Here is a 24,149-nt window from a genome sequence, read left to right as displayed (position 1 = left end):
TCTCTCAACCGCCCGCTTCCCGTAGTTCGATGAGCAGATCCTTCGCGGCAACACGATCCCCTGCCTGGACGTGCACGGCGGCGATCACGCAGTCGCGCTCAGCCGCGATATGCGTCTCCATCTTCATGGCCTCCAGCGCGATCAGCGTGCTGCCGGCGGCAACGCGTTGCCCGGGCTGAACCGCCACGGTCACCACGGAGCCAGGCATCGGCGCGGCGACATGCAGCGGGTTCTCCGGATCGGCGACTGCCCGGCCATTGCGTACCGCGGACGCCTGCGCGGCGCGGCGCTGCTCGACGGTCGTCGTGCGCGATTGGCCATTCAGTTCGAACTGGACCTTCACCATGCCCTCGTCACCGTCCGCGTGCTGGCCCTGGAGCGAGACGAGCAGCGTCTTGCCCGCGTCGATGTCGACGGCGATCTCCTCCTGCTGTTGCAGGCCATAGAGGAACGCCGGCGTCGGCAGGACCGACGTGTCGCTATACGTCCGCAGGTGCGCATGGTAGTCAGCCGTCTGCTTCGGGTACATCAGGTACGAAGCCAGTTGCCGGTCGTCGAGCGGATGCTCGCAGGCCGCCTCGCCCTGCGCGCGCGCCGCGGCCAGATCGACCGCGGCAAGCTGGTCGCCAGGCCGGTAAGGCGCGGGGGGTTCACCGCGCAGGACCTTGCGCGACAAGTCCGCGGGGAAGCCGTCGGGCGGGAAGCCAAGCTCGCCCTTGAAGAGAGACACGACCGACTCCGGAAACGCAATGTCCTTCGCCGCGTCGCGCACGTCGGCAGCACTCAGGTCGTTCGCCACCATCATGAGCGCCATGTCGCCCACCACCTTGGAGGTGGGCGTCACCTTCACGATATCGCCGAACATCCGGTTTACATCGGCGTAAGCGCGCGACACTTCGGTCCAGCGATGCTCGATGCCAAGCGAGCGCGCCTGCTCGCGCAAATTCGTGTACTGCCCGCCCGGCATCTCGTGACGGTACACGTCGGCGGTGCCGCTGCGGATGTCCGATTCGAACGGTGCGTAGTAGCGGCGCACGCCTTCCCAGTACATCGACGCTTCATGCAGCCGTTCGAGGCTGAGCCCCGGATCGCGCTCGCTGCCGCTCAGCGCGGCCGCGATACTGGAAAGATTGGGCTGCGACGTCAGCCCGCTCATGGCGTCGAGCGCGCCATCGACTGCGTCGCAGCCTGCCTCGATCGCGGCGAGCGCCGAAGCCGCCGAAATGCCGCTCGTGTCATGCGTATGGAAATGCACCGGCAAGCCGGTCTCCTCCTTGAGCGCTTTCACGAGCGCCGCGGCGGCCTGCGGTCGGCAAATGCCCGCCATGTCCTTGATGCCGAGAATGTGCACCCCGGCTTGCTGGAGTTCGCGTGCGATCCCCACGTAGTATTTCAGGTCATACTTCGGACGGGCTTGGTCAAACACATCGCCGGTATAGCAGATCGCACCTTCGCACAGCGCGCCGCTCTCGCGTACCGCGTCGATCGCTACGCGCATGTTGCGCACCCAGTTCAGCGAATCGAATACGCGGAACACGTCTACGCCCGCAACCGCCGCCTGCTGCACGAAAAAGCGCACAACGTTGTCCGCGTAGTTCGTGTAGCCGACAGCATTCGAGCCGCGCAGCAGCATCTGGAAGAGGATATTGGGCACCCGTTCGCGCAATTGCGCGAGGCGTTGCCACGGGTCTTCCTTGAGAAAGCGCAGCGCCACATCGAACGTCGCCCCGCCCCAGCACTCCATTGAAAATAGCTGCGGAAGTTCGCGCGCGTAGAACGGCGCGATCGGCAGCATGTCGGCAGTTCGCATGCGGGTTGCGAACAGCGACTGGTGTGCGTCGCGCATCGTGGTGTCGGTCAGAAGCACTTGTTTCTGATCCAGCATCCACTTCGCAAAACGGTCCGCGCCAAGCTCGCGCAGACGGTCACGCGTGCCCTTTGGCAACGGCACGCCCGTGTTCACGCAAGGCAGCACCGGCTTCGACAGCGGCAGCGCGGGCAGCGAGCGGCCCGCCATCTCCGGATGACCGTTGACACTGGTCTCGCCGAGATAGCGCAGCAGCTTGGTGGCGCGGTCGCGCCGTTTCGCAAAGGCGAGCAGCTCGGGCGTGCGATCGATGAATCGGGTGGTCACCTCTGCCCGCCCGAAGGCCGGATGGTTGATGACGTTTTCGAGGAATTGCAGGTTCGACGCCACGCCGCGAATGCGGAACTCGCGCAGCGCACGATCCATGCGTCGAATCGATTCGACGGCCGTCGGCGCCCACGTTGTCACCTTGACCAGCAGTGAATCGTAGTAAGGGGTGATTTCCGCGCCGCCATAGGCCGTGCCTGCGTCGAGACGCACGCCGAAACCCGATGCGCTGCGGTATGCGGACAAGCGCCCATAGTCGGGCAGGAAGCCATTGTCGGGATCTTCGGTCGTGATCCGGCATTGCAGCGCATGGCCGTTCAGCGGAATGTCGGCCTGTGCGGGCACGCCCGCCGCGCGCTCGGCAACGGCACCGGTTTCATGCACGCTGTCTTCGATGAGGCCGATGCGGCCGCCCTCCGTGATGCGGATCTGCGCCTTGACGATATCGACGCCGGTGATCATTTCCGTCACCGTGTGCTCGACCTGAATCCGTGGATTCACCTCGATGAAATAGAACCGGCCGGTGTCGGCGTCCATGAGGAACTCCACCGTGCCCGCATGCGTGTAGCCGACCGCGCGCATCAGGCGCAGTGCCGCTTCGCAGAGTTCGGCGCGGCCCGCGGGATCGAGGTAGGGCGCGGGCGCCCGTTCGACGACTTTCTGGTTGCGCCGCTGCACCGTGCAGTCGCGTTCGTGGAGATGCACGAGATTGCCGTGCGCGTCGCCGAGCACCTGCACTTCCACATGGCGTGCGTTGCGCACCAGTTTCTCGACATAGACTTCGTCATTGCCGAATGCGGCAAGCGCTTCGCGGCGCGCGGCGGCAATCGACGTGGCGAGATCCTGCTCGCTTTCCAGCACGCGCATGCCGCGGCCGCCGCCGCCCCAGCTCGCCTTGAGCATCAACGGGTAGCCGATTTGCGCGGCGAGGCGCTTGCATTGTTCAAGGTCGTGCGGCAAGGGATCGGAAGCCGGCATCACCGGTACGCCGGCCGCCACCGCCGCGTTACGCGCCGCGACCTTGTTGCCGAGCATGCGCATCACCTCGGGAGCCGGGCCGACCCAGCGCATGCCCGCATCGATCACCGCCTGGGCGAACTCCGGATTCTCGGAGAGAAAGCCATAGCCGGGATGGATCGCGTCAACGTTTGCCTGCCTCGCGATGCGCAGCACGTCGTCAATGTCGAGATAAGCCGCAAGGGGCTTCTTGCCCTCTCCGACCAGGTAGCTTTCGTCGGACTTGAAGCGATGCAGCGCGAGACGGTCTTCCTTCGAATAGATGGCGACCGTGCGAATGTCCAGCTCCGCTGCGGCACGCATCACACGGATGGCGATCTCGGAGCGGTTGGCAATGAGCAGCGATTTGATAGGGGCGTAAGTCATGGTGTATGGCTCGCGCCGAGCCGGGCGAGCGAGGTGATGACGATGGATTGGCGGGCCCGGCCGCACTCCGCAGTGCTGTCGAAGGAGATGGCCGGTGTGGAGCGCGCCGGGCGTTGGACGTGTCGAGGCGACGCGCGGCGTCTCAGAGCGGGTCTAACTCGCCGGAGAGCGTGTGCACATCCATCCAGTCGTATTGGTTGTACAAGGTTGCCCACGCCCAGTTCGCGGGGTGGCGCGTGCAACTGCGGCGGCAATCACCGCCCGGGCTGCTCTCCAGCGCTGATGGCGCCGTTCGGCTTGCGCGCGCCAATCGCACGGCTGCTTCGCTATCGTTCATGTTTGTCTCCTCACTGATGGTTCTGTGTCGGCAACCGCTCCGTTGAAGACAGGCGACGATTTCGCGACTTTCCGCGTGGTGCGGTGGCGGTCCTTTAAGCAAGACGCGCGCCAATCCATGCCACACAAGGAAAAGCTTCATTCCAGGCAGCCTGAACGTTCCGCCACAGCACCTGGATATTTCAAATTTGACGCCGGAGATTGCAGTTTTGAAATCTGGAGGCCATCACAGATCCAGATCGAGGTGGGCAAAGGATGGCTCAGCTTTCGGTGCCAGAATGGCCGCCACACCGTCCAGCACACCCGCCTTGCATCGCGCTCGTGTAGAGGCGAATCCCTCCACCACTACGAAACGCGGAGGCGCCAGTCAAGGCAAGCGCCACAGCGCAGCCGCTGTGCACCGGAAATGCGTGCGTGCGGCGGCGGGAACGTCAGATGGCCGCGGGATGACGCGAGAGCGGTGTGACCTGAATCGACATATACGGAAAAAGCGGCAGCGACGACAGCAGTTGATGCAGCTCGTCGTTGCTTTCGACATCAAAGATGCTGACATTGGCGTATTGGCCGACTACGCGCCATAGATGCGGCCACTTGCCCGTTTCCTGAATCTCGATCGCCCGTGAGCGCTCCGCGGCCTTGATCGTCTCGACCCGTTCGGCATCGAGCGTCTCCGGAATATTAATTTGCATTGCTACGTAATAAAGCATCACCTTCTCCTTGCTTTCATCAAAATAACGGGTATTTTTCGTGCCGGGGCGTTCCGCCCAGTGCGCTCACAGACCGCACTCGCGCGCCGCGGCTTCGAGGCGCGCCTGCACGGCCACCAACGCCTCGTGCACGTCGTCGAGCCGTTCTTCGCCGTAAGCCTCGGGCGTGCCAATGATGCAGACCGCGCCAAATGCATGGCCATCCGAACCGCGTACCGGAACCGCAAAGGCATAGGAGTTCGGCACGACATAGCCGAAGTTGACGCCGAACCCGTGCCGCTCCGAGCGATCGCGCATTTTCTGTAGCGAGGCGAGGCGCACCGGGCCGTGCCGCTTGATCTCCTGATTCACGTTATCCATGAGAACGGCCGTGGCTTCTTCGGGCGGCAAGGTTTGCAGGATCGCAACGCCGCCGGCCGAAGTGAACAACGGCCGGCGGCCGCCCGGATAGACCATGGCCCCCGTCATCTGCACAGTGCCCGCACGAATGCTGCATACGAAGTCGCTGCCGCTGCGCAACTGGAACAGGGCAATGCCGCCCATGCGCGAAGCGAAGTCCTCGACAATGACCTCCGCGCGCCGCTGGAAAGCGCCATGCTGCGGCAACGCAAGCCCAAGCTCATACATCAGCGGTCCGGGCAGATAGCGGCGGTCGCTCTCGCGCTGCTCGACGAGCCGCTCCTCCACGAGGCAGGCCAGCATGCGGCGCACGGTCGCCTTGTCCTGATCGCAGGCAATGGCGAGGTCGGTCAGTCTCCAGCCAACCAGCGGTCTCGTCGCGATCACCCGCATCAGCCTGATGCCGCGCGCGAGGCTCTGCGTGCCGAAACGCGAGGACACACCGGGCGCGCCGGGCGCTACGGCAACCATGTCTGCGAGGTCCATCTGCCCTTCTACTTGTTTCGCGCAAGCAGCCCGACCGCGCGGCGCTCTCACTGGCTCCGCGCGCTCAACGCCGATGCGAATACATCGGCTGCCCGGCTACGGGCACGCGCGCGGTGAAAACCGTGCCGGTCCGCGATTCGAGCATGTAGAGCGTATGATTGCCGTCTCCACCGTAGGCGCAATTGGTAGTTGCGAGCCCTTCCGGCGCATCGATGCGGTACAGCGGCTCGCCGCGCGGGCTAAAGAGCCACACCGCGCCGAAGCCGACGTGGCAGACCGCGAGGCCGCCAGCCGCATCGAGCGCAATGCCGTCGGGGCCGCCGCCGCCCGACATCTGGATGTAGACGCCCACCTTCGTGGCGGTGCCATCGGCCATCAAGGGCACGCGCCAGATCGCGTTGTCGCGCGTGACAGCCAGATAGACCGCGGTTTCGTCGAGATTGAGGACGAGACCGTTCGGGCTGGGAATGCCCTCCAGCACGAGGTCGAGTTGCCCTGAAGCACGCAGGCGGAACAGTCTGCCGCTCGGGTCGTGCAGCCCCGTTTGCCCCTGGTCGGTGAAATACAGGTCGCCGTTCGAGGCGAAGAACAGATCATTGCAGCCCTTGAAGCGTTCGAGCCGCGCGCGCTCGAGCAACGGCTCGACCGTGCCGCGCAGCGGGTCCAGCACCATGATGCCGCGCCGGTAGTCGGCAATGAACGCGCGCCCGTCGGGATGGAACTTCAGCCCGTTCGGCTCGCCGTCGTACTCGACCACGAGCTCGACATGGCCCGTCTTGTCGATGCGAAAAATACGGCCCCACGGAATATCCGTGACCCAGAGGTTGCCGTCGCGGTCGAACGACGGCCCTTCAATGAAGAGTTGCGCCTGCGCGCCGTGCAACTGCGTTCTCGTCCAGTCGCAATGCCGGTCCCGCATATGAAACTTCTCGGGAATGCGCGCGAAAATCTCGGCCTTCAACTTCTCGGGTGTTGCGAACATGATGATCTCCAGAGGCCCCGGCTCAACCGGCGGCCAGATGATTGGGCAGCCACAGCGCGAGCTCCGGCCACACCATGAGCAGTGCGAGGAGCACGAACATCAGCGCGTGAAAGGGCACGGTGCCGGCCACCACGTCGGCGAGATTCCCGCGTGAGATGCCCTGAATCACGAACAGGTTGATACCGATAGGCGGCGTGATCTGCCCCATTTCGATGAACACCACGACGACCACGCCGAACCACACCGGGTCGATGCCATAGCTCGACAGCAGCGGGTAGAGCAAGGGCACGGTAATCACGATCATGCCGAGGCTTTCCACCAATGCGCCCAGCAACGTGAACAGCACGAAGAGCGCGACGAAGAAGCCCGCCTTGCTCAACTGCATCGAAATGATGAAGCGGGTGATTTCCTCTCCAACGCCTGCAAAAGCCATGGCATACGAGAAGATGAAAGCGGCATACGTGATGAAGAGAATATTGCTGACGGTGAGCATCGAGCGCTTGAGCGCTTCATACAGCACGCGCCACGTCAGCGTGCCAAACACGCGTGCGATGACGAGCGCGAAGAGACAACCGGCGGCCGCGGCCTCGGTGGGCGTGGCAATGCCGCTATAGATCGCGCCCATGATGCCCGCAATCAACAGCATGAAGGGCACGATGTCGAAAATCGCCCGCAGTGCGCTCATGGGCGGTGCGTCGCCGCTATTGTCGGGCGCGATATGCGGACGCAGCAGCGCGGCCACCACCACGTAGGCCATGAACATGAGCGTGAGCGCCACGCCGGGCACGACACCGGCCATGAACAGCTTGACCACGGATGTGTCCGTGAACGACGCATACACGATCATGCCGATCGATGGCGGCACGAGAATGCCGAGCGTGCCGCCCGCGGCCAGCGAGCCTGTGGCCACACGCATATCGTACTTGCGCGCCTTGAGCTGCGGCAGCGCCACTTGCCCGATCGACGCCGCCGTCGCGATGCTCGAACCGCTGACGGCCGCGAACACCGCACAGCCCGCGATATTCGTCTGCAAGAGACCGCCCGGCACGCGCCGCACGAGACGCGCGAGACCGTTGTACACGCGCACGCCAAGCCCGCTGCCCTGGAGGATCTCGGCCATCAGCACGAACAGCGGAATGGCCGTGAGCGTATAGCTGTCCATGCTGCCCCAGCTCGCCATGCCAAGACCGTGCAGCGCCGCCCAGCCGCCTTGCAGGAACAGGTAGAGCACGGCGGGCAGAAGAATGGCGAACGGCACGGCCATGCCCGCCGCCAGCAACCCGATGAAGAGAACAAAGATCGTCACGATCAGCACTGCACCATCCATATTCATTCTCCTTCAAGCGCGCCGCGGTTCGACGGACTGGCCGCCACGGATACGGCGCGCGTCGGCGGCCAGCGTGCGGACCAACGCGCAGGCGAGCCCGGCCACGCCCAGCAGCATGGCGGCGCGCGGCAGCCAGAGCGGCGTCATCAGGGAAGTCGCCGCCACGTCACCCGATTGCCATGTGAGCATTTCGAAGCGCACCATTTCGCCGAGCAGCACGCACGCAACCAACAGCGAAAGCGCGTCGAACACGAGCTTCAGCCACGCCTGCGCCGCGCCTCCCAGCCAGCGGTCCACGAACTGCACGCGGTGATACGCATGAAGCGACTGGCCGGACGCCAGCGACAGAAAGCAGATCGCCACCAGCGCATAGCCGCCCACCTCGTTGCTGATCTGCATCGACATGCCGAGCGCCGCGCGCACGAACATTTCGACGCCCATCATCGCCAGCAGGCCAATCACGACGGCGTGCACGACCCAGCGCGCCAGCGTCTCCACCATGCCTTCCGTGGCGGGCGCGGCGTGTCCGGCGTCGTGTCCGGCGTCGAGCTCACACGCGGCTGAGGCAACGTTCATCCCGCCAGCAACGGGCAGGGGTTTGCCGATCTCGCTCATCTCACCTCCCTACCGCAGTACGCACTTTCTGCAAGGCGCTTTGCAGGTCCGGCCGCCGCTCGCCCCATGCCTTCCAGTACGGACTGATGCGCCGCTCGGCCTCTGCGAGATCCGCCGCGCTCGGCTCGGTGATCACCATGCCGGAAGCGGCCAGCTTCTTCGTGAGCTGGTCGTCTTCCGTCACCATCTGCGTCGTGATGAGCGACGTGTATTTGTCGACCGATGCCTGCACCTTGGCCTGCACCTCGGGAGACAGCGTGTTCCAGGCGTCCTCGTTGACGAGAATGAGCGAGTCGATATAACTGACATTCAATCGGTAGCTATATTTAAGAAGATCGCGCCAGACATAGCCGTATCCCGAGGTTGCCGTGAGCACGCCGTCGATCACGCCACGGTCGAGCGCCGGCGCCACTTCCGCCGGGCCGAGCGTAATCGGAATGCCGCCGAGCACCTTGATGAACTGCGCCTGTTCCGGCGATATCACGCGCACCTTCTGGCCTTGCAGGTCCGCGAGCGATGTCAGCTTGCGCTTGGACCACATCACGTTCTCAGGGTAGATATAGCGGCCGAGCAGCACGATATGCTTGGCCCGCAGTTCGTCGCGCAGGTACGGCGCCTCGATGCGCCACGCCTTGTCGAAATCCGCGCGGGTGCCCAGCAGCAGCGGCAGACGCACGAGCCCGCCCACCGGCAGGTTGCCGACGAAGCCCGCGTCGTCGCCCATCTGCACCATGTTGTCGGCAACGGCCTGGGTGATATTGCTCTCGGTAATCGGAAGCGTGCCGCCGACGTTGAGGCGGATATTCAGTTGTCCTCCGGTTTCGGCGCGAATCTCGTCCAGCATGGCCTGCATGCCCTTGACCGGGGTGACGGTCGCGACCGCGTTATACGTGTAGGCCCGCCAGTTCTCAGCGGCGCTCGCGGCGCTCACGCTACAGGCCGCAAGCGCGACGGTGCAGGCATGCATGAGCCAGCGGCTTCGGCGGCCGCGCGTTGTGATCGTCATCATTGTCTCCGTTTGGTGTTTGTTGGGCCGCCGGTTCATGTCGGCGGCACCAGATAACGATAGCCGCTTCACGTACGCCCGATAACACCGCGCGCGGCCGAAGTTTCGAATGCTGAAACTGTGCGCGAGGCGGCAGGCATTCAGGCGTGGCGCCGGTACGGGTACGAGTGCACTTCAGAGCAGCGAGGCTGCGAGCGCCTTGATACCGATATAAATCATCAGGTACGGCACGACGGCGTCAAGGCGCAGACGGCGTGCTCGAAGCGGCACGCGCAGGCGGCTCGACACCAGCGCAGCCGTGCACAGCAGCAAGGTCATCGGCATGACGACGGCCCATGCGAGCGCCGCTTCGCCGTGACTTCCCTGCGCGAACAGCGGAATGTAGAGCGCGATATTGTCGAGGCTTGCCGCAAGGAGAATGAAGAGGCACCGTGCGAAGCGCCGCACGGCACGCTCCGCGTGCGCGCCCGATCGTTCGGGTTCCGGTTCGGCGCGGACGCCCTGCGGCGCCGAGCGCCGTTCGGCGAGGCGCTTGATGCCGAGGGCGAGCGGCACGAGCCCCACGGCCCGCGAGACGGGCAGCGGCAACGCCAGGCACGCACGCGCGCAAGCGAGCGCCAGACCGAGCGAGAGCGCGGCGCAAGCCAGTTTCGCAACGGTGACCTCGCGAGCCGGCACGCGGCGCTCCGCATAGAGACAAACCAGCAGCACGAAGTCGTCGATGCTGGAAGTCACGAACGCGAGGAGGATGGACAGCGTCATGCCGGCTGTCACGGCGGGCACGCTCCAGGCCGTCACGCTCGCCCCGGCTCAATGGGTGCGAGCGGCGCCGAGCGCGGGTTCCTCGCTTTCGTGCGCATCGCCCGCGCGCATGAAGCAGGCGCACAGCGTACCGAGCAAGCCGACGCCACCGACATAGAACGCAATCGGCGTCAGGCTCGCGTATTGGGCGCTCAACTGGGTGGCGATGATCGGCGCCATGCCGCCCCCGATGGCGGCACCGAGCTGAATGGCGAGCGAAAGGCCCGAGTAACGCAGTTCGGCGGGAAACTGCGCGCTGTAGAACGCCGCTTGCGGCGCATAAACGAGCGGATGAACCACGCCCAGCGCGAGGGCGAGCGCAAGCGTGAGGTAGAACGGATCATGCGTTTCGATCATCGCGATCAACGCGGAAATCGACAGCGCCATGGCCACGCCGCCAATGCGCGCGACGCTGCGGCCGCCGACTTTCGAGCACAGCCAGCCCACCACGATCATGCCCGCCACCTGGCAGCACGCGCCAACCAGCAGCGCGTGCAGCGTGTCGGCCTTGCTGAAGCCGAGTTTCGCCGCATAGGCGATCAGGAAGACCGTAACGGTGTAATAGAGCGTCACTTCACCCAGCTTGTTGCCGATGGTGAGCAGCAGCAGCTTGCCGTGCGCGCGCAGGACCTCCAGCGACGGCACGTTCGCGGTGCGGCGCTGCTTTTGCACTTCGACGAAGTCGGGCGTTTCCGGAATCGACGAGCGGATATAGTAGCCGCCCGCCACGAGCACGATGCTGGCGATGAACGGCAAGCGCCATCCCCAGCTCAGGAAGTCGGCCTCGGGCAATCGCGTGACGAATGAAAACGACAGCGCCGAAAGGACCAGCCCCATGGGCACGCCCGCGAGCGGCAGCGCGCCGAGTACGCCCTTCCAGCGCGGCGGCGCATGCTCCACGGCCATCAGAATCGCGCCGCCGAATTCGCCGCCGAACGCCACGCCCTGCATCATGCGCAAGAGCACAAGCAAAATGGGCGCGAGCGCGCCGATCGCCGCATAACCCGGAACGAGCCCGATGCCCAGCGTGGAAATGCCCATGAGGATGAGGCTGATGGAAAGCATGGCCTTGCGGCCGACGCGGTCGCCGTAGTGGCCGAAGATCACGCCACCCACGGGCCTCGCGAGCAAGCCGGTGGCAAACGTCGCAAACGAGGCGATGGTGGCCGTGGTCGGATCGAGATTCGCGAAAAATACCTTCCCGAAGACCAGTGCCGAGGCCGTGCCGTAGGCGAGAAAATCGAAACCTTCAATGGTCGACCCGGCCACGGCGGCCACGCACACTCGCCAGAGCGCTGGCCGCGCGCTCCCGTCGTTCGTCATGTTCATCATGTCTCCTCGCGCTCGCTTCCATACGACGCCGATCCGGTGCGAGCCGCTTGTCTTGTTGGTTGTCCGGTTGCTTGTCCGGTTGCCCGGTATTGCGCCGGGAGAGCCCCGGCGTGCAGAACCGCTCAGGCGTTGAAGTTCAGTTCGAGTCCCGGCGCATCCCAGTCGAGCTCGACCAGCCGGCCGGTATGCGAGAGCGTCACATAAGCCTTGCGCATGCCGTGCCCGCCAAAGCAGATGTTCGTGGGATACGCTTCGGGCATGGCCACCTGGCGCACGACCTGCCCTTCGGGGCTGATCACCGTCACCTGCCCGGCGATCAGCGTGCCCACGCAGAGGTTGCCGCCCGCCTCCAGCGCGAGGCTGTCGAAGCGCTGGTAGCCCGGCAAGCCGCACACCAGCCGGCCGCCGTTCGGCGAGGGAAAGCCGTGCCTCTCCACGCTGCCCGGCTCGCGGATCGAGAACGCCCACAGCCGCGACGTTTCGGTTTCTGCCACATAGAGCGTGCGCTGGTCGGGCGAGAGACCAATGCCATTCGGATTCGCGATGGGATGCACGACCTCCCGGATCGAGCGCCCATCGGGCAAGGCGTAATACACGCTGCCCGTGTCGCGGCTGCGCTTGCGGATCTTGCCGAAATCCGTGAAATAAAAGCCGCCGTAGGCGTCGAACACGAGATCGTTCGGGGCGCTCAGCGCCACGTCGCCGCAGCGGGTATAGAGCGTCGTGACCTCCCCCGTATGCGGATCGACGCGCTGGATGGAGCCGCTCACGTAGTCGGCGGGCAACTCGCCGTGAATGACGTGGGTTTCACCGTCGACCTCGCGGGTGAGGAAACCACCGTTGTTGCAGACGTACAGCGCGCCATCGGGGCCCACGGCGAGACCGTTGGGGCCGCCACCGGTTTTCGCGACTTCCGTGACGACGCCGGTGCGGCTCACCCGCGATACGCGCCCCGCGGCGATCTCGACGAAGCAGACGGAGCCATCGGCCATTGCGACCGGACCTTCGGGAAATTTCAAACCTTCTGCTAATACCTTCATGTGATGGGTGCCTCGGCGCGGGATCGATGGGTTATGTGGATGCCTGGCTTGCCGCTTGTCGCGCGGGCCGGCGTGGATTCATGTTAGCCCTTTCCCTTTCTGGCAAGGACCGCCGCCACGGGCCGTTGTTTCACATGTTGAACCTTGTGCCGACAACGTCCCGGGGCGCATGCGCGTGGGTGTGATCAGGAGAAGGAATCCGCCAGGATGGCTTGCCCCTGCTTCAGCACGAAGTCGCCGATATCGGCAATGGCGGCGGCGGTTCCCGCGGAGCCGGGGCGGCGCGTGATGAAACTCTCCGCTTCGCCGGCGTAGAGCTGCAACGTCACGGTACCGCCCGCACGGCGCCAGGCGGCCACGAACCGGTCGAGATGGGCGCGCGGATGCACGATGTCCTCTTCACCCTGGATATAGAGCAGAGGGGGCATTTCGAACCCCTCGCCGCGCTCCAGTGCGGCCGCCGGGCTGCCCTCGCCCATTGCCTCTTCGGTTAGCCAGTACTTCTCCTGGTCCGGGATCACGCGATCGATCGCTTCGGGATACGGCTTGCCGCTCGCCTGCAACGCCTTGGCGTAGCGATAGCGGCCAAGCGGGTCGATGACCGGCCAGCACGCGACGACGAAGGCCACGTCCGCGTCGACGTTCGCCGGCGGCGCAGACGGCTCGGGCAGCTCGGCCGCGAATAGCGGATCGCGCGGCCGCATGGCCGTCACGACGGCCTGATGGCCGCCGCTCGAAACGCCGAGCAAGCCCACCAGCTCGGGCCGCGTGCGCCATTGCGAGGCTGCCGCCTTCACCCAGCGCACCGCGTGATTGATATCGCGCAGCGACGCGGGAAAGCTGCCCTCCGGCGGCATCGTGAAATCGATGGCGGCAACCGCGATGCCGCGCCGTGCAAGCGTCTCGTTCAGATTGTGCTCGTCGAGCCGGCTGCCCCTGCACCAGGCGCCGCCGTGAATTTCGACGACCATGGGAAACGGGCCCGCCCCCTGGGGCAGATAGAGCCGGGCCTTCAGCGGCGTGCCGGCCTTGTTGAGATAATCGACGTCGCGAACCTCGACGTCGAACGATGGACTTCCTGCTTGATTCATGACGAACTCCGGTAGTGTCGTGCGTTGCCCTCGCGCTCAGGCAACGCCGCCGTGACAGATGTATTTGCTGTCGAGATACTCATCGAGCCCGTAAAACGAGCCTTCCTTGCCGAAACCCGATTCCTTTACGCCGCCGAACGGCGCAACTTCGGTCGAGACCAGCCCTTCATTCACGCCAATGATTCCGTACTCGAGCTCACGCTCGATGCGGTGGCCGCGGCGCATGTTCTGCGTGTAGACGTAGGCGGCCAGACCATAGCGCGTGGCGTTTGCGAGCCGGATGACCTCGTCTTCCGTATCGAAGCGCGTGATCGCGGCCACCGGCCCGAAGATCTCTTCGCGCGAGATCTGCATCGACGGCTGTACCCCGGTGAGAACCGTGGGCGCATAGAACGATCCGCCCGCCGGCGCCCGCACGACGAGATCGGCCGTTGCGCCCGCATCGATCGCCTGCATGACGAGCCGCTCCACCTTCTCGACCGCGGCGTGGTTGACGAGCGGCCCGATCGTCGTGCCCTCGGCGTAGCCGTCGCCTACCCGCAGGTCCGCCACGGCCGCCTTCAGGCGTGCGACGAACGCGTCGTGAATACCCCGCTGCACAAAGAAGCGATTGACGCACACGCAGGTTTGCCCGGCGTTCCTGAACTTCGAGGCCATCGCCCCCGCCACCGCCGCTTCGACGTCGGCGTCGTCGAAAACGATGAACGGCGCATTGCCGCCAAGTTCCAGCGAGAGCTTTTTGAGCGTGCCGGCGGCGTTTGCCATCAGCGACTTGCCCACCGCCGTCGACCCCGTAAACGAAATCTTGCGGATCAGATGACTCTCGCAGAACGCCTCGCCGATCATCCGCGCTTCGCCCGTCAGCACCGACAACACGCCCTGCGGCAAGCCCGCGCGCTCGGCCAGCACGCATAGCGCCAGCGCGGAAAACGGCGTTTGCGGCGCCGGCTTGAGCAGGACGGTGCAGCCCGCGGCTATGGCGGGCGCGACCTTGCGCGTGACCATCGCCGAAGGGAAGTTCCAGGGCGTGATGGCCGCACACACGCCCAGCGGTTCCTTGATGACCTTGATGCGCTGGCCGCGCCTCGGCTCGGGAATCGTGTGGCCGTAGCCGCGCTTTGCCTCCTCGCCGAACCATTCGAGAAAGCTGGCCGCATAGGCGATCTCGCCGCGCGCTTCCGCCAGCGGCTTGCCCTGCTCGGCGGTCATGATCCAGGCGAGATCGTCCGCGTTGGCCATGACGAGATCGGCCCAGCGGCGCAGCACCGCCGCGCGCTCCTTGCCGGTATGCTCGCGCCAGGCGCCAAACGCGGCGTGCGCCGACTCGATTGCCTGGTCCACTTCGGCGAGCGCGAGCATGGGTTGCTCGCCCACGCGTTCGCCGTTGGTGGGGTTGCTTACCGTTGCGCCGTCGTTGCGAACCGGCCGCCACGCGCCGGCAACGAACGCGGCCTCGCGCAACAGTCCGGGGTCTTTGAGCTTCATGTCAGGTCCCTCATAGGTATGCCTCGCGTCGCCGCGAAACCGGTGTTCACGCTGCCGATGCCGCCTGGCCGCGCACTTCCACGCCAGCCCACTGCTCGATGGTCTTGACGATCGTGGTGGTGTTCTCGTGCGGCCCGACCTGGACCACGGTCTGCATCCACAGCCGGTCCACCGCCGTGGCCACCCAGAGCGGCACCTGAAGCGTTTCCGCCATCTCCATGCAGAGCTTGAGGTCCTTGCGCATCAGGGCATTCGCAAAGCCGTTGTCGAACTTGCGCGTGAGCACGAACTTCGGAAAGCGCTCCTCCGTGGAGGGGTTGCGCCCGGAGCCCTTGTTGAGCACCTTGAGCATGGTGTCCGGATCGAGCCCTGCCTTCACGCCCAGCACCATGGCCTCGGCGGTGATCGCCATATGCGTGGCCGCCAGCACGTTGTTGATGAGCTTCAGACTCTGCCCCATACCGGGCCTCGCACCGACGACTTCAACTTGCCCCAGATGCGCAAGCAGCGGCATGACCTGCGCGAGCACCGCCTCGGCCCCGGCGGCGATGAACACCAGCTTGCCGGTAGCCGCGCCCGTCACGCCGCCCGTCACGGGCGCATCGACCACGCCCACGCCGCCGCGTGCGAGCCGCTCCGCCACTTCCTCCGACGTTTGCGGGCCGGTGGTGGAGAGGTCGACATAAATCCGCATCGTCTCGCCTTCGCACAAGCCGTCCGGCCCCGTCGCCACCTTCCTCACCACGTCGGGCGTGGGCAGGCTCACGAGCACGATGCGCGCGCGCTCCGCCACCTCGCGCGGCGACTGAGCCACCGTCACCTTGCGGTCCGCAAAGCGAGCAAGCGCCTCCGGCCGCGTGTCGTAAATCACCAGTTCGTGCCCGGTATCGAGCAGCCGCGAAGCGATCGGCCCGCCCATGCTGCCCACGCCAACAAATCCAATGACCTCGTTCATGTCACTCTCTCCAGTGGAATTCAACACTTTCGTTAGCATGCCGAATTTATTTCGATCGGCACGCGCCTTTTACGTGCAGGCATCGCGCTGCGTTCAGGCCGCCGCGCCCAACCTCGCAGCCAGCATGGCGGGCTCGATCGCCTGCCTCTCCGGCGCGGCGCCATCGCGCCCGGCTTGCCACAAATAGCGCGCGTCGAGCTCACTGAACGCCGCGCAGCCGATCTGCGCCATCACCATGTCGATCTCGCTGCGCATGATATGCAGCGCGCGCGCCACGCCCGCCTCGCCAGCCGCCGCGACGCCATAGAGCGAAGGCCGGCCGAATACCGCGGAACTTGCACCGAGGCAGCGCGCAATCACCACGTCGGAGCCGCGCCTCACGCCGCTGTCGAGAATCAGCTCCACACGCTCGCCCACGGCGGCGCGGATCGCGGGCAGCATCTCCAGCGGCGACGGCGCGGCGTCGAGCTGGCGGCCGCCGTGGTTCGACACCACGAGGCCGTCCGCGCCGATGCGCACGGCCTCGAGCGCGTCTTCGGGGTGGAGCAGGCCCTTGATCACGAGCGGGCCGCTCCAGGCCTCGCGAATGCGGTGCAGATGGTCCCAGCAGACCATGGGCGCCGGCGTCAGCGTGCCGAACATGTCGGCGACCTGCGCCGCGCTGGCGCCTTCGGGTGCATAGGGTTGCCAGTTGCGCATCATCGGAATGCCGCCGGTGCGCAGGTAGCGCAGCACCCAGGCCGGGTGGCCGAGCGCCTCCAGCACGACGCCGGGCGTCATGCGAAACGGCCGCGAAAAACCGTTGCGGCGATTGCGCTCGCGATTGGCGTTGACGGGCACGTCGATCGTCACGACCAGCACGCGCACGTTCGCCCGTGCGGCGCGGCGCACGAAATCGGCATTGATGTGCGTGTCGCTCGTGCAATACATCTGGAACCACACGTTGCCGGGCGCGAGCGCCGCCGTTTCTTCGAGCGAGGCGTTGCTCGAACTCGACAGCAGGAACGGCACGTTCGCTTCGCGCGCGGCCGCCGCCTGCATGAGATCCGCGTCGGGGCGCCAAAGCCCCGCGAGGCCCGTGGGCGAAATGCCAATCGGGCTCGCGTAGGTCTGCCCGAACAGCACGACGCTCTGATCGCGGCGGCTGACGTTGCGCAGATAGCGCGGCACGAGACAGTGGCGCGAGAACGCGTCGCGGTTGCGCTGCAAGCAGCGCTCGTCGTCCGCGCCGCCGTCGATGAAGTCGAACGCAATGCGCGGCAGCTTGCGCCGGGCCTGCTGGCGCAGGTCTTCGAGATTGATGGCTGTTTGATTCTTCATGCTCGAAATCCGATGGGACGAGTCCTTACCTTATGTGCACCGGGAAAACCTGTGAAGCCGTGCCGCCCTCGACAGTTTCACATGTTGAACCCGGCGTGCAGCGTGCGTCAGAAGCGATGGCTCATGCCGATGCGAACGCCAACCTGATGATTGTTCGCCGAAGGCGTTTGACCCGTGATATAGGCAACCGCGGGCTGATTGAGCGAATCGTGCCCCGATGCATGCTGATACGCCACGATGAGATACACGTCGGTGCGCTTGGAGAGGAAGTAGTCGGTACCCGCCTGCACCTGGTTGTAGCTCGCGCTGCCCGTGTTGTCCGCGCCCGAGTTGTGCGTGTACATATAGGCCACGCCCGCGAGCAACGCGGAATTGATCTGGTAGCGCAGGTTGACTTCCGCGTTGTTGAACGTCGCCGTTCCGGAGTAGCCAAACGGGTTGGGACCGGACGACGAGCCGAGCCCCCTGAACTGCACGTTCGAGTAAATGAGGCCGACGGAGGCCGGCCCCAGTTGGTACGAGCCCGCCGCGCTGACGATTTGCGTGGTCGAAGCCGACGCATAACCGGCATAGATCGGATTGGACTGCGGCGAGGTTGCCGAACCCACGCTTCCGAGGTTATTGCTCGCCGCCGTCGTACCCGCGTTTGGATTCGTGCCGTAGAACGACAGGTTCGGATTGCGCGCGTTGAGGTATGCCGCCGCCAGCGCAAGCGAGCCGTTGCGATAGCTCGCGCCCGCCGACCAGACCTGGTTGTGCCCCACGCTGCCCGGCACGCCGCCAAAACTATAAAGGCCGCCGAAGCGGAACCCCGCGTAGTCGACGCTCATGAACTTGACGGAATTATTGATCCGGCGGGTGTTCAGCGTATTGTCGACGTCTCCCGCATGCGCGCCGAAATAGCCCGCCCATGCAGCGCCCGAAAGGAACGGCTGAATGAAATCGACCACCGAGTCGTACTGGCGCCCAGCCGTTGCGTTGCCGTAGGGACTTTGCAGGCCGACGTAAGCCTGGCGGCCGAACTCCGCGCCGCCTTGCGCGAGCGTGCCGTTGTTGATCGAAAAGCCGTTCTCCAGCACGAAGATCGCATTGAGACCGCCGCCCAGATCCTCGGTGCCGCGCAACCCCCAGCGGCTGCCGCGAATGCCGCCGGTCGCGCCGTCCTGAAATGAATACTGGTGCTCGCCCTGCAAGCCGGACGCGGTGCGCCCGGTCTGCACGTTGCTGATGTAGTTCAGGCCAGCGTCGATCACGCCGTATAACGTGACGCTGCTCTGCGCATGAGCCGAAGCGGCGGCCAGCAACGAGCTGGCCGCCACCACACGGGCGACGGAACGTGATGCCATGAAAGTCTCCTTGTGATTATTTATGAGGATCACTTACTACCCAGTTAGCTTTCGTACCACGCTGGCGATTGAGGAGCCACTCGCCAGTTGCGAACCCGTCAACGATATCGTGGGACTTCACCGGGCAGAAGCCCCGCTCACATGGCGTATTTCACATGTTGAATTTTCTCTTTTGCGCGGCGTGACAAATTGCCTGCGCACGAAAATGTTGCAATGTGAACTTCGTCTCGGACACGGGCCACGGGGCCAGCCGTGCCCCGCTAAACTGCCAGGAACCGAGTTGACTCACGCCCCGCCCGAGATCACCATGTCCGACACCAACTGCTATCACCACCAGTTGCAGGTGACGTTCACGAGCGACAATGACGATGCCTATGCATCGATTGAGCGCGTGACGGGATGTGCGAGACGAAGTGGCGTTGAACTGCTGTCGCTACGCGTGATGAGGCGCGGCGTTCACTGCCACGCCTGGCTGCGGGTGGGCTCGGATTGCCGCGACGCTGTCGAGTTGTTCGCGAAGCGGCTAGGCGCGCTCATCGGGTTGGACGAACTGCTGTGCGCTTCCAGCGACGACCGCGCGGAGTGCCGCGACTAGCGCAGCAAGCGCGGCATGTCCCGTGGGGCTCAGTGCGGCACGCAGTACTTCGCGGCCGGCAGCCGGAAGGTCGTGCGCTTCATCAGACGCGGCTGTTCGAGCGTCATCACGTCGCGGCGGTGCATCGTGCAGCCGTTATCCCACATCATGAGGTCGCCGGACAGCACCTTGTGCCGATAGACCGCCGAGGGGTCGCCGCCGGCCGCGAAAAGCAGTGGCAGGATGCGCGCGTTCTCCGCTTCGGTCAGCCCGTCGATGGAAACAAGCGTGGTCGGGTCGGCATAAAGCGCCTTGCGGCCCGTAAGCGGGTGCTCCAGCACCACGGGGTGGCGCACGTCCGGCGCGCGGGAAAGCTCGTCGAATTTTCCCTTCAGCTCGGTGGCGTTCATGATCGCCAGACGCTTCGCGTAGCGATACGTGCCGATCCGTCCGTCGATCTTGCTGCGCACCTCCTCGGGCAGCAGCGACCACGCGTGATACTGGTCCGCCCAGTAAATGTCGCCACCGTCGCGCGGCACTTCGACGCCATAAAGTATCGCGCCAGTGGAGGGCGCGGGTCTGAAGGTCTGATCCGAATGCCAGTCCACGTCCTCGCCGCCCGCGAAGCCGCCCAGGTTGCGGCCGTCCGCATAGCGCAGCGTGCTGAAGTAAATGACCTTGTCGGAGTACGGAGACAGAATGTCTTTCCGGCTCACGACCTCGCACTCGCCCAGCAGCGACGAGAAGCCCACCAGTTCCTCCTCCAGCACCGCCTGACGCCGGAAGATCAGCACGGGGTACGCGCGCCAGAGCGCCTCCAGTTCATCGACCGACCTTGTGCCGCGCAGAAAGTCGTTCACGTCCGCATGCACCTCCACCGCCATGCCTTCCTTGAGCGGCGTACCGTTCAACCTGTCCAACGTATCCATTCCATCGCTCCATGATGAATGTTCAACCGGGCTCGTTGCCTCACCCGGCATGGGAATACATGAGCTTGCCGGCCACCGGCACCTCGGCCTTCAAGATGCAGCCCGCGCGCGAGTCGACGATATAAAGATCGCGATTCTCGGGGCCGCCATAGGCGCAGTTCGTCGTGGTCAACGAATACGGCGAGTCGATGCGGTAAAGTGGCTCTCCCTTCGGACTGAAAATCCACACTGCCCCGAAGCCCACATGGCAGACCGCGAGACCACCCTGCTCGTCAAGCGCGATCCCGTCCGGGCCACCGCCTCCCGACATCTGGAGATAAACACCGACCTTCGTTGCGGTGCCGTCTTCGAGCAGCGGCACGCGCCAGATCGCGTTGTCGCGCGTCACCGCCAGATACACCGCCGTTTCGTCCAGATTGAGCGCCAACCCGTTGGGGCTCGGCACATTGTTCAGCACGCATTCGAGCCGGCCGTTGACGCGCAGCCGGTAGAGCCGGCCCGTCGGGTCGTGCAGGCCGGTCTGCCCCTGATCGGTGAAGTAGAGATCGCCATTCGACGCGAAGAACAGGTCGTTGCACCCCTTGAAGCGTTCGAGTGTGGGCCGCACGAAATATGGCTCGATCACACCCGTTTGCGGGTCGAACACCATGATGCCGTGCCGGTAGTCGGCGATGAACGCGCGCCCGTCCGGATGAAACTTGAGCCCGTTCGGCTCGCCGTCGTACTCCAGTTCGAGCGTCACGTCACCACGCGGCGTGATCTTGAAGAGGCGCCCCCACGGAATGTCGACGACCCACAGGTTGCCTTCCCGATCGAACGACGGCCCCTCCAGAAACACGGGCGTCGGGCTGCCGTGCTGCTGCACGTTGACCCATTGTGAGGTGCGCTCGCGCGCGTGCAGGCGCTCGGGAATCTTCGCGAACAGTTCCGGCTTCAGTCTCTTCGGCGGGTCGAACATGAATGCGTCTCCGGTATTGTCATTAGCCAATCATGCGCGTGGGCAGCCACAGGGCGATTTGTGGAAACGCCATCAGCAGCGCGAGCAGCACGAACATGATGAGGTGAAAAGGTATCGTGCCTTGCACGACTTCCGTAATCGATCCCTTCGAAATGCTCTGGATAACGAATAGATTGATGCCGATGGGCGGCGTGATTTGCCCCATTTCGATGAACATCACGACCACCACGCCAAACCAGACCGGATCGATGCCGTAGCTCGCCAGCACCGGGGCGAGCAGCGGCACGGTAATGACGATCATGCCAAGGCTCTCGATCAACGCGCCGAGCACCGTGTACAGGATGAGCAGCGCGATGAAGAACTGCGGCTTCGTCAAATGCAGGCCCACGATGAACGAGGTGATCTCTTCGCCAACGCCCGCATAGGTCATGGCATAGGAAAAAATGTACGCGGCGTAGGTGATGAAGATGATGTTGCCGACGATGAGCGTGGCTTTGCGCAGCGACGTCGTGAGTGTTCGCCATGTGAAGGTCGCGAATAGCCGGCAGATGACAATGGCTGCGACACAGCCCACCGCCGCCGCTTCGGTCGGCGTGGCAATGCCCGCGTAGATCGCGCCCAGCACGCCGCCCACGAGCAGCCCGAGCGGCAGCACGTCGCAGAGCGCTCGAATCAGGATGGCGAGGCGCGTAGGCGTTTCGTCGGGCCGCTCCACGAGGTCCGGACGCATGAGCGCGCGAATGGCCACGTAAATGACGAACAGCGTCGTGAGCATGATGCCGGGCACGACGCCCGCCATGAAGAGCTTGGCGACCGAAGTCTCGGTGAAGGTGCCGTACACGATGAGCGCAATGCTCGGCGGAAACAGGATGCCGAGCGTGCCCCCGGCGGCAAGCGAGCCGGTGGAGAGCTTGCGGTCGTAACGGCGCGCGCCAAGCTGCGGCAGCGCCACGTTGCCCACCGCCGCCGCCGTGGCGATGCTCGAACCGCTTACCGCGGCGAACAGCGCGCAGCCGATCAGGTTGGTCTGAATGAGGCCGCCGGGCATACGCCGGAAGAGGCGCGCGAGGCCCCCGTACACGCGAAAACCCAGGCCGCTCGCCTGAATACACTCGGCCATCAGGATGAAGAGCGGAATGGCCGTGAGCGTATAGCTGTTCATGCTGCCCCAGCTCGTGAGCCCGATACCGCTGAACGCGGCAACGCCGCCTTGCATGTACAGATAGGCGAGCGCGGGCACGAGAATGGCGAACGGCACCGCCATGCCCGCGCCGAGCAGGCCGAGAAACAGCAGAAACGTCACGACGAGTTGGAGATGCGCGATCATCCGTTTCTCCTTTGCAAGAGGGCCGCGATGCAAAGCCAGTCACGATGCAGCGTGCGGCACAGCGAAAGACACAGACACGCGGAGCCGAAGCACATGATCGCGCGCGGCATCCACAGCGGCGTGAGCAGCGTGGTTGCCGCCACGTCGCCCGACTGCCAGCTCGTGATGGCGAACAGCACGAACTGCCAGAACAGGACAGCGATGGCGGCAAGGCTAACGGCACTGAACACGGCACGCAGCACGGCGCGTGCGAGCGGCCCGAGCTTTGCGTCGAGAAAATGCACGTGATGGAACGCCCCCTGCGCCTGGCAGGTGGGCAAGCTCACGAACGTGATGACGATCAGCGCATAGCCGCCCAGTTCGTCGGTCACTTCGAGGGAGAGGTGGAACACGCTGCGCGCGATCACTTCGGTCGCGATCATCAGGATCAGCGCGATCACGGCGAGCTGCGTGATCCACCGGCACAGCCAGTCGATGCGGCTTTCATCGGCCTGCTCGTCCGGCGTTTCGCTCCCGGCCGATGCACTCGCCGCAATCTCGGGCGCATCGGCGGGCTTGCTCATGACAATGCCTGCTTTCATGGTCTCACCTCTCGATTGCGGCACGAACCTTCGTCAGTGCCTGCTCCGCCGTGTCGCCGCGTGCGGTGGCCCACGAGTCCCAATATGGCGCGATGAGGCGCCGCGCCTGCGCCATGTCGGCGGGCGTGGGCGTGGTGACCGTAATGCCGCTGCTGCCGAGCTGGCTCGTCAACTGGTCCTCTTCCTGCGCCATGGCGTCGGAAATGCGGGCCGTGGCCGCATCCACGTCGTGCTGCACCTTCGCCTGGGTTTGCGGCGGCAAGGCGGTCCACGCCTGCTTGTTCACCAGGATCAGCGAATCGATAAAGCTGATGTTGAGGTTGTAGCGGTACTTGAGGAGGTCTCGCCAGATATAGCCGTAGCCCGAACTCGCGGTCGTCACGCCGTCGATCACGCCGCGATCGAGCGCCGCCGCGACTTCCGAGGTGCCGAGCGTCACGGGAATGCCGCCAAGGCGCTGGATGAATTCGGCCTGCTCCGGCGAAATCACGCGAATCTTCTGGCCTGCGATATCGGCAAGCGAGGTGAGCTTCTTGCGCGACCAGATCACGTTGATCGGGAACGTATAGTGACCCAGCAGCACAATGCCCTTCTTGTCGTAGGCCGCCTTGAGAAACGGCGCCTCTGCCGCCCAGCCGCGGTCGAACGCCGCGCGGTCGCCAATCAGCATGGGCAGGCGCACGGTGCCGCCCACCGGCACGCTGCCCACGAAGAAGGCGTCGTCGCCCATCTGCACGACGTTGCCCGCCACCGCCTCCGTGATATTGGTCGCGCTGATGGCGAGCGTGCCGCCGAGATTGAGCCGGATGGAAAGCGCGTTGTCCGTGTCGGCGCGGATTTGCTCGAATAGCGCGTTGAGTCCCTTCACGGCGGTGACGGTGGCCGCCGCGTTATAGGTGTAGGCGCGCCACATGATGGCCGCGTGCGCATAGACTGCGGTGCACAGCACGCACACGGCGAGCGCGCCGCGAACCCACGGCGTGGTCGCGAAAGGCATAGGCTTTTTCACTGGGTGTCTCCTGTTTTGGTATCAAG

At 64.9% G+C, this 24,149-nt stretch carries 22 protein-coding genes; 1 reads left to right on the top strand and 21 read right to left on the bottom strand.

Features of this window, described 5'->3' with window-relative positions:
* Positions 1–4: 4 nt before the first annotated feature.
* The 16 genes from C7401_RS13195 to C7401_RS13125 form a co-directional block, all read right to left on the bottom strand.
* Positions 5–3,517, bottom strand: a complete 3,513-nt coding sequence (locus C7401_RS13195; RefSeq protein WP_112171817.1) for a pyruvate carboxylase — start codon at positions 3,515–3,517, stop codon at positions 5–7.
* A 142-nt stretch (positions 3,518–3,659) separates the two neighbouring features.
* Positions 3,660–3,854, bottom strand: coding sequence for a hypothetical protein (locus C7401_RS44360; RefSeq protein WP_146757916.1), 195 nt, complete (start codon positions 3,852–3,854; stop codon positions 3,660–3,662).
* A gap of 430 nt (positions 3,855–4,284) precedes the next feature.
* Positions 4,285–4,560, bottom strand: coding sequence for a muconolactone Delta-isomerase (gene catC, locus C7401_RS13190; protein ID WP_112171816.1), 276 nt, complete (start codon positions 4,558–4,560; stop codon positions 4,285–4,287).
* 66 nt (positions 4,561–4,626) lie between these two features.
* A complete protein-coding gene (locus C7401_RS13185) occupies positions 4,627–5,445 on the bottom strand; it encodes an IclR family transcriptional regulator (protein WP_112171815.1) in 819 nt (272 codons plus the stop codon).
* A gap of 64 nt (positions 5,446–5,509) precedes the next feature.
* Entirely contained in the window at positions 5,510–6,427 is a 918-nt protein-coding gene (locus C7401_RS13180) for an SMP-30/gluconolactonase/LRE family protein (RefSeq protein ID WP_112171814.1), read from the bottom strand.
* A 22-nt stretch (positions 6,428–6,449) separates the two neighbouring features.
* On the bottom strand, positions 6,450–7,754 hold the full coding sequence (locus C7401_RS13175) for a TRAP transporter large permease (protein WP_112171813.1): 1,305 nt from the start codon (positions 7,752–7,754) through the stop codon (positions 6,450–6,452).
* A gap of 12 nt (positions 7,755–7,766) precedes the next feature.
* On the bottom strand, positions 7,767–8,369 hold the full coding sequence (locus C7401_RS13170) for a TRAP transporter small permease subunit (RefSeq protein WP_112171812.1): 603 nt from the start codon (positions 8,367–8,369) through the stop codon (positions 7,767–7,769).
* A 1-nt stretch (position 8,370) separates the two neighbouring features.
* Positions 8,371–9,378, bottom strand: coding sequence for a TRAP transporter substrate-binding protein DctP (gene dctP, locus C7401_RS13165; RefSeq protein ID WP_220092821.1), 1,008 nt, complete (start codon positions 9,376–9,378; stop codon positions 8,371–8,373).
* A 171-nt stretch (positions 9,379–9,549) separates the two neighbouring features.
* Positions 9,550–10,173: a cadmium resistance transporter gene (locus tag C7401_RS13160; protein ID WP_146757915.1), complete on the bottom strand. Its 624-nt coding sequence runs from the start codon at positions 10,171–10,173 to the stop codon at positions 9,550–9,552.
* A 12-nt stretch (positions 10,174–10,185) separates the two neighbouring features.
* Positions 10,186–11,499 carry an MFS transporter gene (locus C7401_RS13155; RefSeq protein WP_258397029.1) on the bottom strand — a complete coding sequence of 438 codons (1,314 nt, stop codon included), beginning with the start codon at positions 11,497–11,499 and terminating at the stop codon, positions 10,186–10,188.
* A 131-nt stretch (positions 11,500–11,630) separates the two neighbouring features.
* Positions 11,631–12,548 (bottom strand): SMP-30/gluconolactonase/LRE family protein, encoded by a 918-nt coding sequence (locus C7401_RS13150; protein WP_112171809.1) that lies wholly within the window; start codon positions 12,546–12,548, stop codon positions 11,631–11,633.
* A gap of 185 nt (positions 12,549–12,733) precedes the next feature.
* A complete protein-coding gene (locus tag C7401_RS13145) occupies positions 12,734–13,639 on the bottom strand; it encodes an alpha/beta hydrolase (protein ID WP_112171808.1) in 906 nt (301 codons plus the stop codon).
* A 36-nt stretch (positions 13,640–13,675) separates the two neighbouring features.
* Positions 13,676–15,124 (bottom strand): NAD-dependent succinate-semialdehyde dehydrogenase, encoded by a 1,449-nt coding sequence (locus C7401_RS13140; protein WP_112171807.1) that lies wholly within the window; start codon positions 15,122–15,124, stop codon positions 13,676–13,678.
* A 46-nt stretch (positions 15,125–15,170) separates the two neighbouring features.
* A complete protein-coding gene (locus tag C7401_RS13135; protein ID WP_112171806.1) occupies positions 15,171–16,079 on the bottom strand; it encodes an NAD(P)-dependent oxidoreductase in 909 nt (302 codons plus the stop codon).
* Between the two features lie 93 nt (positions 16,080–16,172).
* Positions 16,173–17,399, bottom strand: coding sequence for an alpha-hydroxy acid oxidase (locus tag C7401_RS13130; protein WP_112171805.1), 1,227 nt, complete (start codon positions 17,397–17,399; stop codon positions 16,173–16,175).
* Positions 17,400–17,506: 107 nt separating this feature from the next.
* Positions 17,507–18,745 carry a porin gene (locus C7401_RS13125; RefSeq protein ID WP_112171804.1) on the bottom strand — a complete coding sequence of 413 codons (1,239 nt, stop codon included), beginning with the start codon at positions 18,743–18,745 and terminating at the stop codon, positions 17,507–17,509.
* Between the two features lie 307 nt (positions 18,746–19,052).
* On the opposite strand from C7401_RS13125, the gene C7401_RS13120 reads away from it, so the two are divergent.
* Complete coding sequence (locus C7401_RS13120; protein ID WP_112171803.1) at positions 19,053–19,340, top strand: hypothetical protein; 288 nt, start codon at positions 19,053–19,055, stop codon at positions 19,338–19,340.
* 29 nt (positions 19,341–19,369) lie between these two features.
* On the opposite strand, the gene C7401_RS13115 is transcribed toward C7401_RS13120, so the two are convergent.
* The 5 genes from C7401_RS13115 to dctP (C7401_RS13095) are packed head-to-tail and all read right to left on the bottom strand — an operon-like array spanning position 19,370 to position 24,123.
* Complete coding sequence (locus tag C7401_RS13115) at positions 19,370–20,248, bottom strand: TauD/TfdA dioxygenase family protein (RefSeq protein ID WP_165841941.1); 879 nt, start codon at positions 20,246–20,248, stop codon at positions 19,370–19,372.
* A 40-nt stretch (positions 20,249–20,288) separates the two neighbouring features.
* Positions 20,289–21,206, bottom strand: a complete 918-nt coding sequence (locus C7401_RS13110; protein ID WP_112171801.1) for an SMP-30/gluconolactonase/LRE family protein — start codon at positions 21,204–21,206, stop codon at positions 20,289–20,291.
* 22 nt (positions 21,207–21,228) lie between these two features.
* Complete coding sequence (locus C7401_RS13105) at positions 21,229–22,533, bottom strand: TRAP transporter large permease (protein ID WP_112171800.1); 1,305 nt, start codon at positions 22,531–22,533, stop codon at positions 21,229–21,231.
* Positions 22,530–23,114, bottom strand: a complete 585-nt coding sequence (locus tag C7401_RS13100; protein WP_112171799.1) for a TRAP transporter small permease — start codon at positions 23,112–23,114, stop codon at positions 22,530–22,532. The genes C7401_RS13105 and C7401_RS13100 overlap by 4 nt, the downstream gene beginning before the upstream one ends.
* A 4-nt stretch (positions 23,115–23,118) precedes the next feature.
* The gene (gene dctP, locus C7401_RS13095) at positions 23,119–24,123 is read right to left on the bottom strand and encodes a TRAP transporter substrate-binding protein DctP (protein ID WP_220092820.1); all 1,005 of its coding nucleotides are present in this window, start codon (positions 24,121–24,123) and stop codon (positions 23,119–23,121) included.
* Between the last annotated feature and the right edge of the window lie 26 nt (positions 24,124–24,149).

The organism is Paraburkholderia unamae, from assembly GCF_003268775.1.
Taxonomy (GTDB): domain Bacteria; phylum Pseudomonadota; class Gammaproteobacteria; order Burkholderiales; family Burkholderiaceae; genus Paraburkholderia; species Paraburkholderia unamae.
The sequence above is the reverse complement of the archived record's forward strand: the minus strand, read 5'-3'. Positions and strand labels throughout refer to the sequence as shown.

Bases quoted from the DNA above. Each gene is read 5' to 3' on its own strand.
- C7401_RS13195 (WP_112171817.1), bottom strand. From the start codon at position 3,517: ATGACTTACGCCCCTATCAAATCGCTGCTCATTGCCAACCGCTCCGAG.
- C7401_RS44360 (WP_146757916.1), bottom strand. From the start codon at position 3,854: ATGAACGATAGCGAAGCAGCCGTGCGATTGGCGCGCGCAAGCCGAACG.
- catC (WP_112171816.1), bottom strand. From the start codon at position 4,560: ATGCTTTATTACGTAGCAATGCAAATTAATATTCCGGAGACGCTCGAT.
- C7401_RS13185 (WP_112171815.1), bottom strand. From the start codon at position 5,445: ATGGACCTCGCAGACATGGTTGCCGTAGCGCCCGGCGCGCCCGGTGTG.
- C7401_RS13180 (WP_112171814.1), bottom strand. From the start codon at position 6,427: ATGTTCGCAACACCCGAGAAGTTGAAGGCCGAGATTTTCGCGCGCATT.
- C7401_RS13175 (WP_112171813.1), bottom strand. From the start codon at position 7,754: ATGGATGGTGCAGTGCTGATCGTGACGATCTTTGTTCTCTTCATCGGG.
- C7401_RS13170 (WP_112171812.1), bottom strand. From the start codon at position 8,369: ATGAGCGAGATCGGCAAACCCCTGCCCGTTGCTGGCGGGATGAACGTT.
- dctP (WP_220092821.1), bottom strand. From the start codon at position 9,378: ATGATGACGATCACAACGCGCGGCCGCCGAAGCCGCTGGCTCATGCAT.
- C7401_RS13155 (WP_258397029.1), bottom strand. From the start codon at position 11,499: ATGACGAACGACGGGAGCGCGCGGCCAGCGCTCTGGCGAGTGTGCGTG.
- C7401_RS13150 (WP_112171809.1), bottom strand. From the start codon at position 12,548: ATGAAGGTATTAGCAGAAGGTTTGAAATTTCCCGAAGGTCCGGTCGCA.
- C7401_RS13145 (WP_112171808.1), bottom strand. From the start codon at position 13,639: ATGAATCAAGCAGGAAGTCCATCGTTCGACGTCGAGGTTCGCGACGTC.
- C7401_RS13140 (WP_112171807.1), bottom strand. From the start codon at position 15,124: ATGAAGCTCAAAGACCCCGGACTGTTGCGCGAGGCCGCGTTCGTTGCC.
- C7401_RS13135 (WP_112171806.1), bottom strand. From the start codon at position 16,079: ATGAACGAGGTCATTGGATTTGTTGGCGTGGGCAGCATGGGCGGGCCG.
- C7401_RS13130 (WP_112171805.1), bottom strand. From the start codon at position 17,399: ATGAAGAATCAAACAGCCATCAATCTCGAAGACCTGCGCCAGCAGGCC.
- C7401_RS13125 (WP_112171804.1), bottom strand. From the start codon at position 18,745: ATGGCATCACGTTCCGTCGCCCGTGTGGTGGCGGCCAGCTCGTTGCTG.
- C7401_RS13120 (WP_112171803.1), top strand. From the start codon at position 19,053: ATGTCCGACACCAACTGCTATCACCACCAGTTGCAGGTGACGTTCACG.
- C7401_RS13115 (WP_165841941.1), bottom strand. From the start codon at position 20,248: ATGGATACGTTGGACAGGTTGAACGGTACGCCGCTCAAGGAAGGCATG.
- C7401_RS13110 (WP_112171801.1), bottom strand. From the start codon at position 21,206: ATGTTCGACCCGCCGAAGAGACTGAAGCCGGAACTGTTCGCGAAGATT.
- C7401_RS13105 (WP_112171800.1), bottom strand. From the start codon at position 22,533: ATGATCGCGCATCTCCAACTCGTCGTGACGTTTCTGCTGTTTCTCGGC.
- C7401_RS13100 (WP_112171799.1), bottom strand. From the start codon at position 23,114: ATGAAAGCAGGCATTGTCATGAGCAAGCCCGCCGATGCGCCCGAGATT.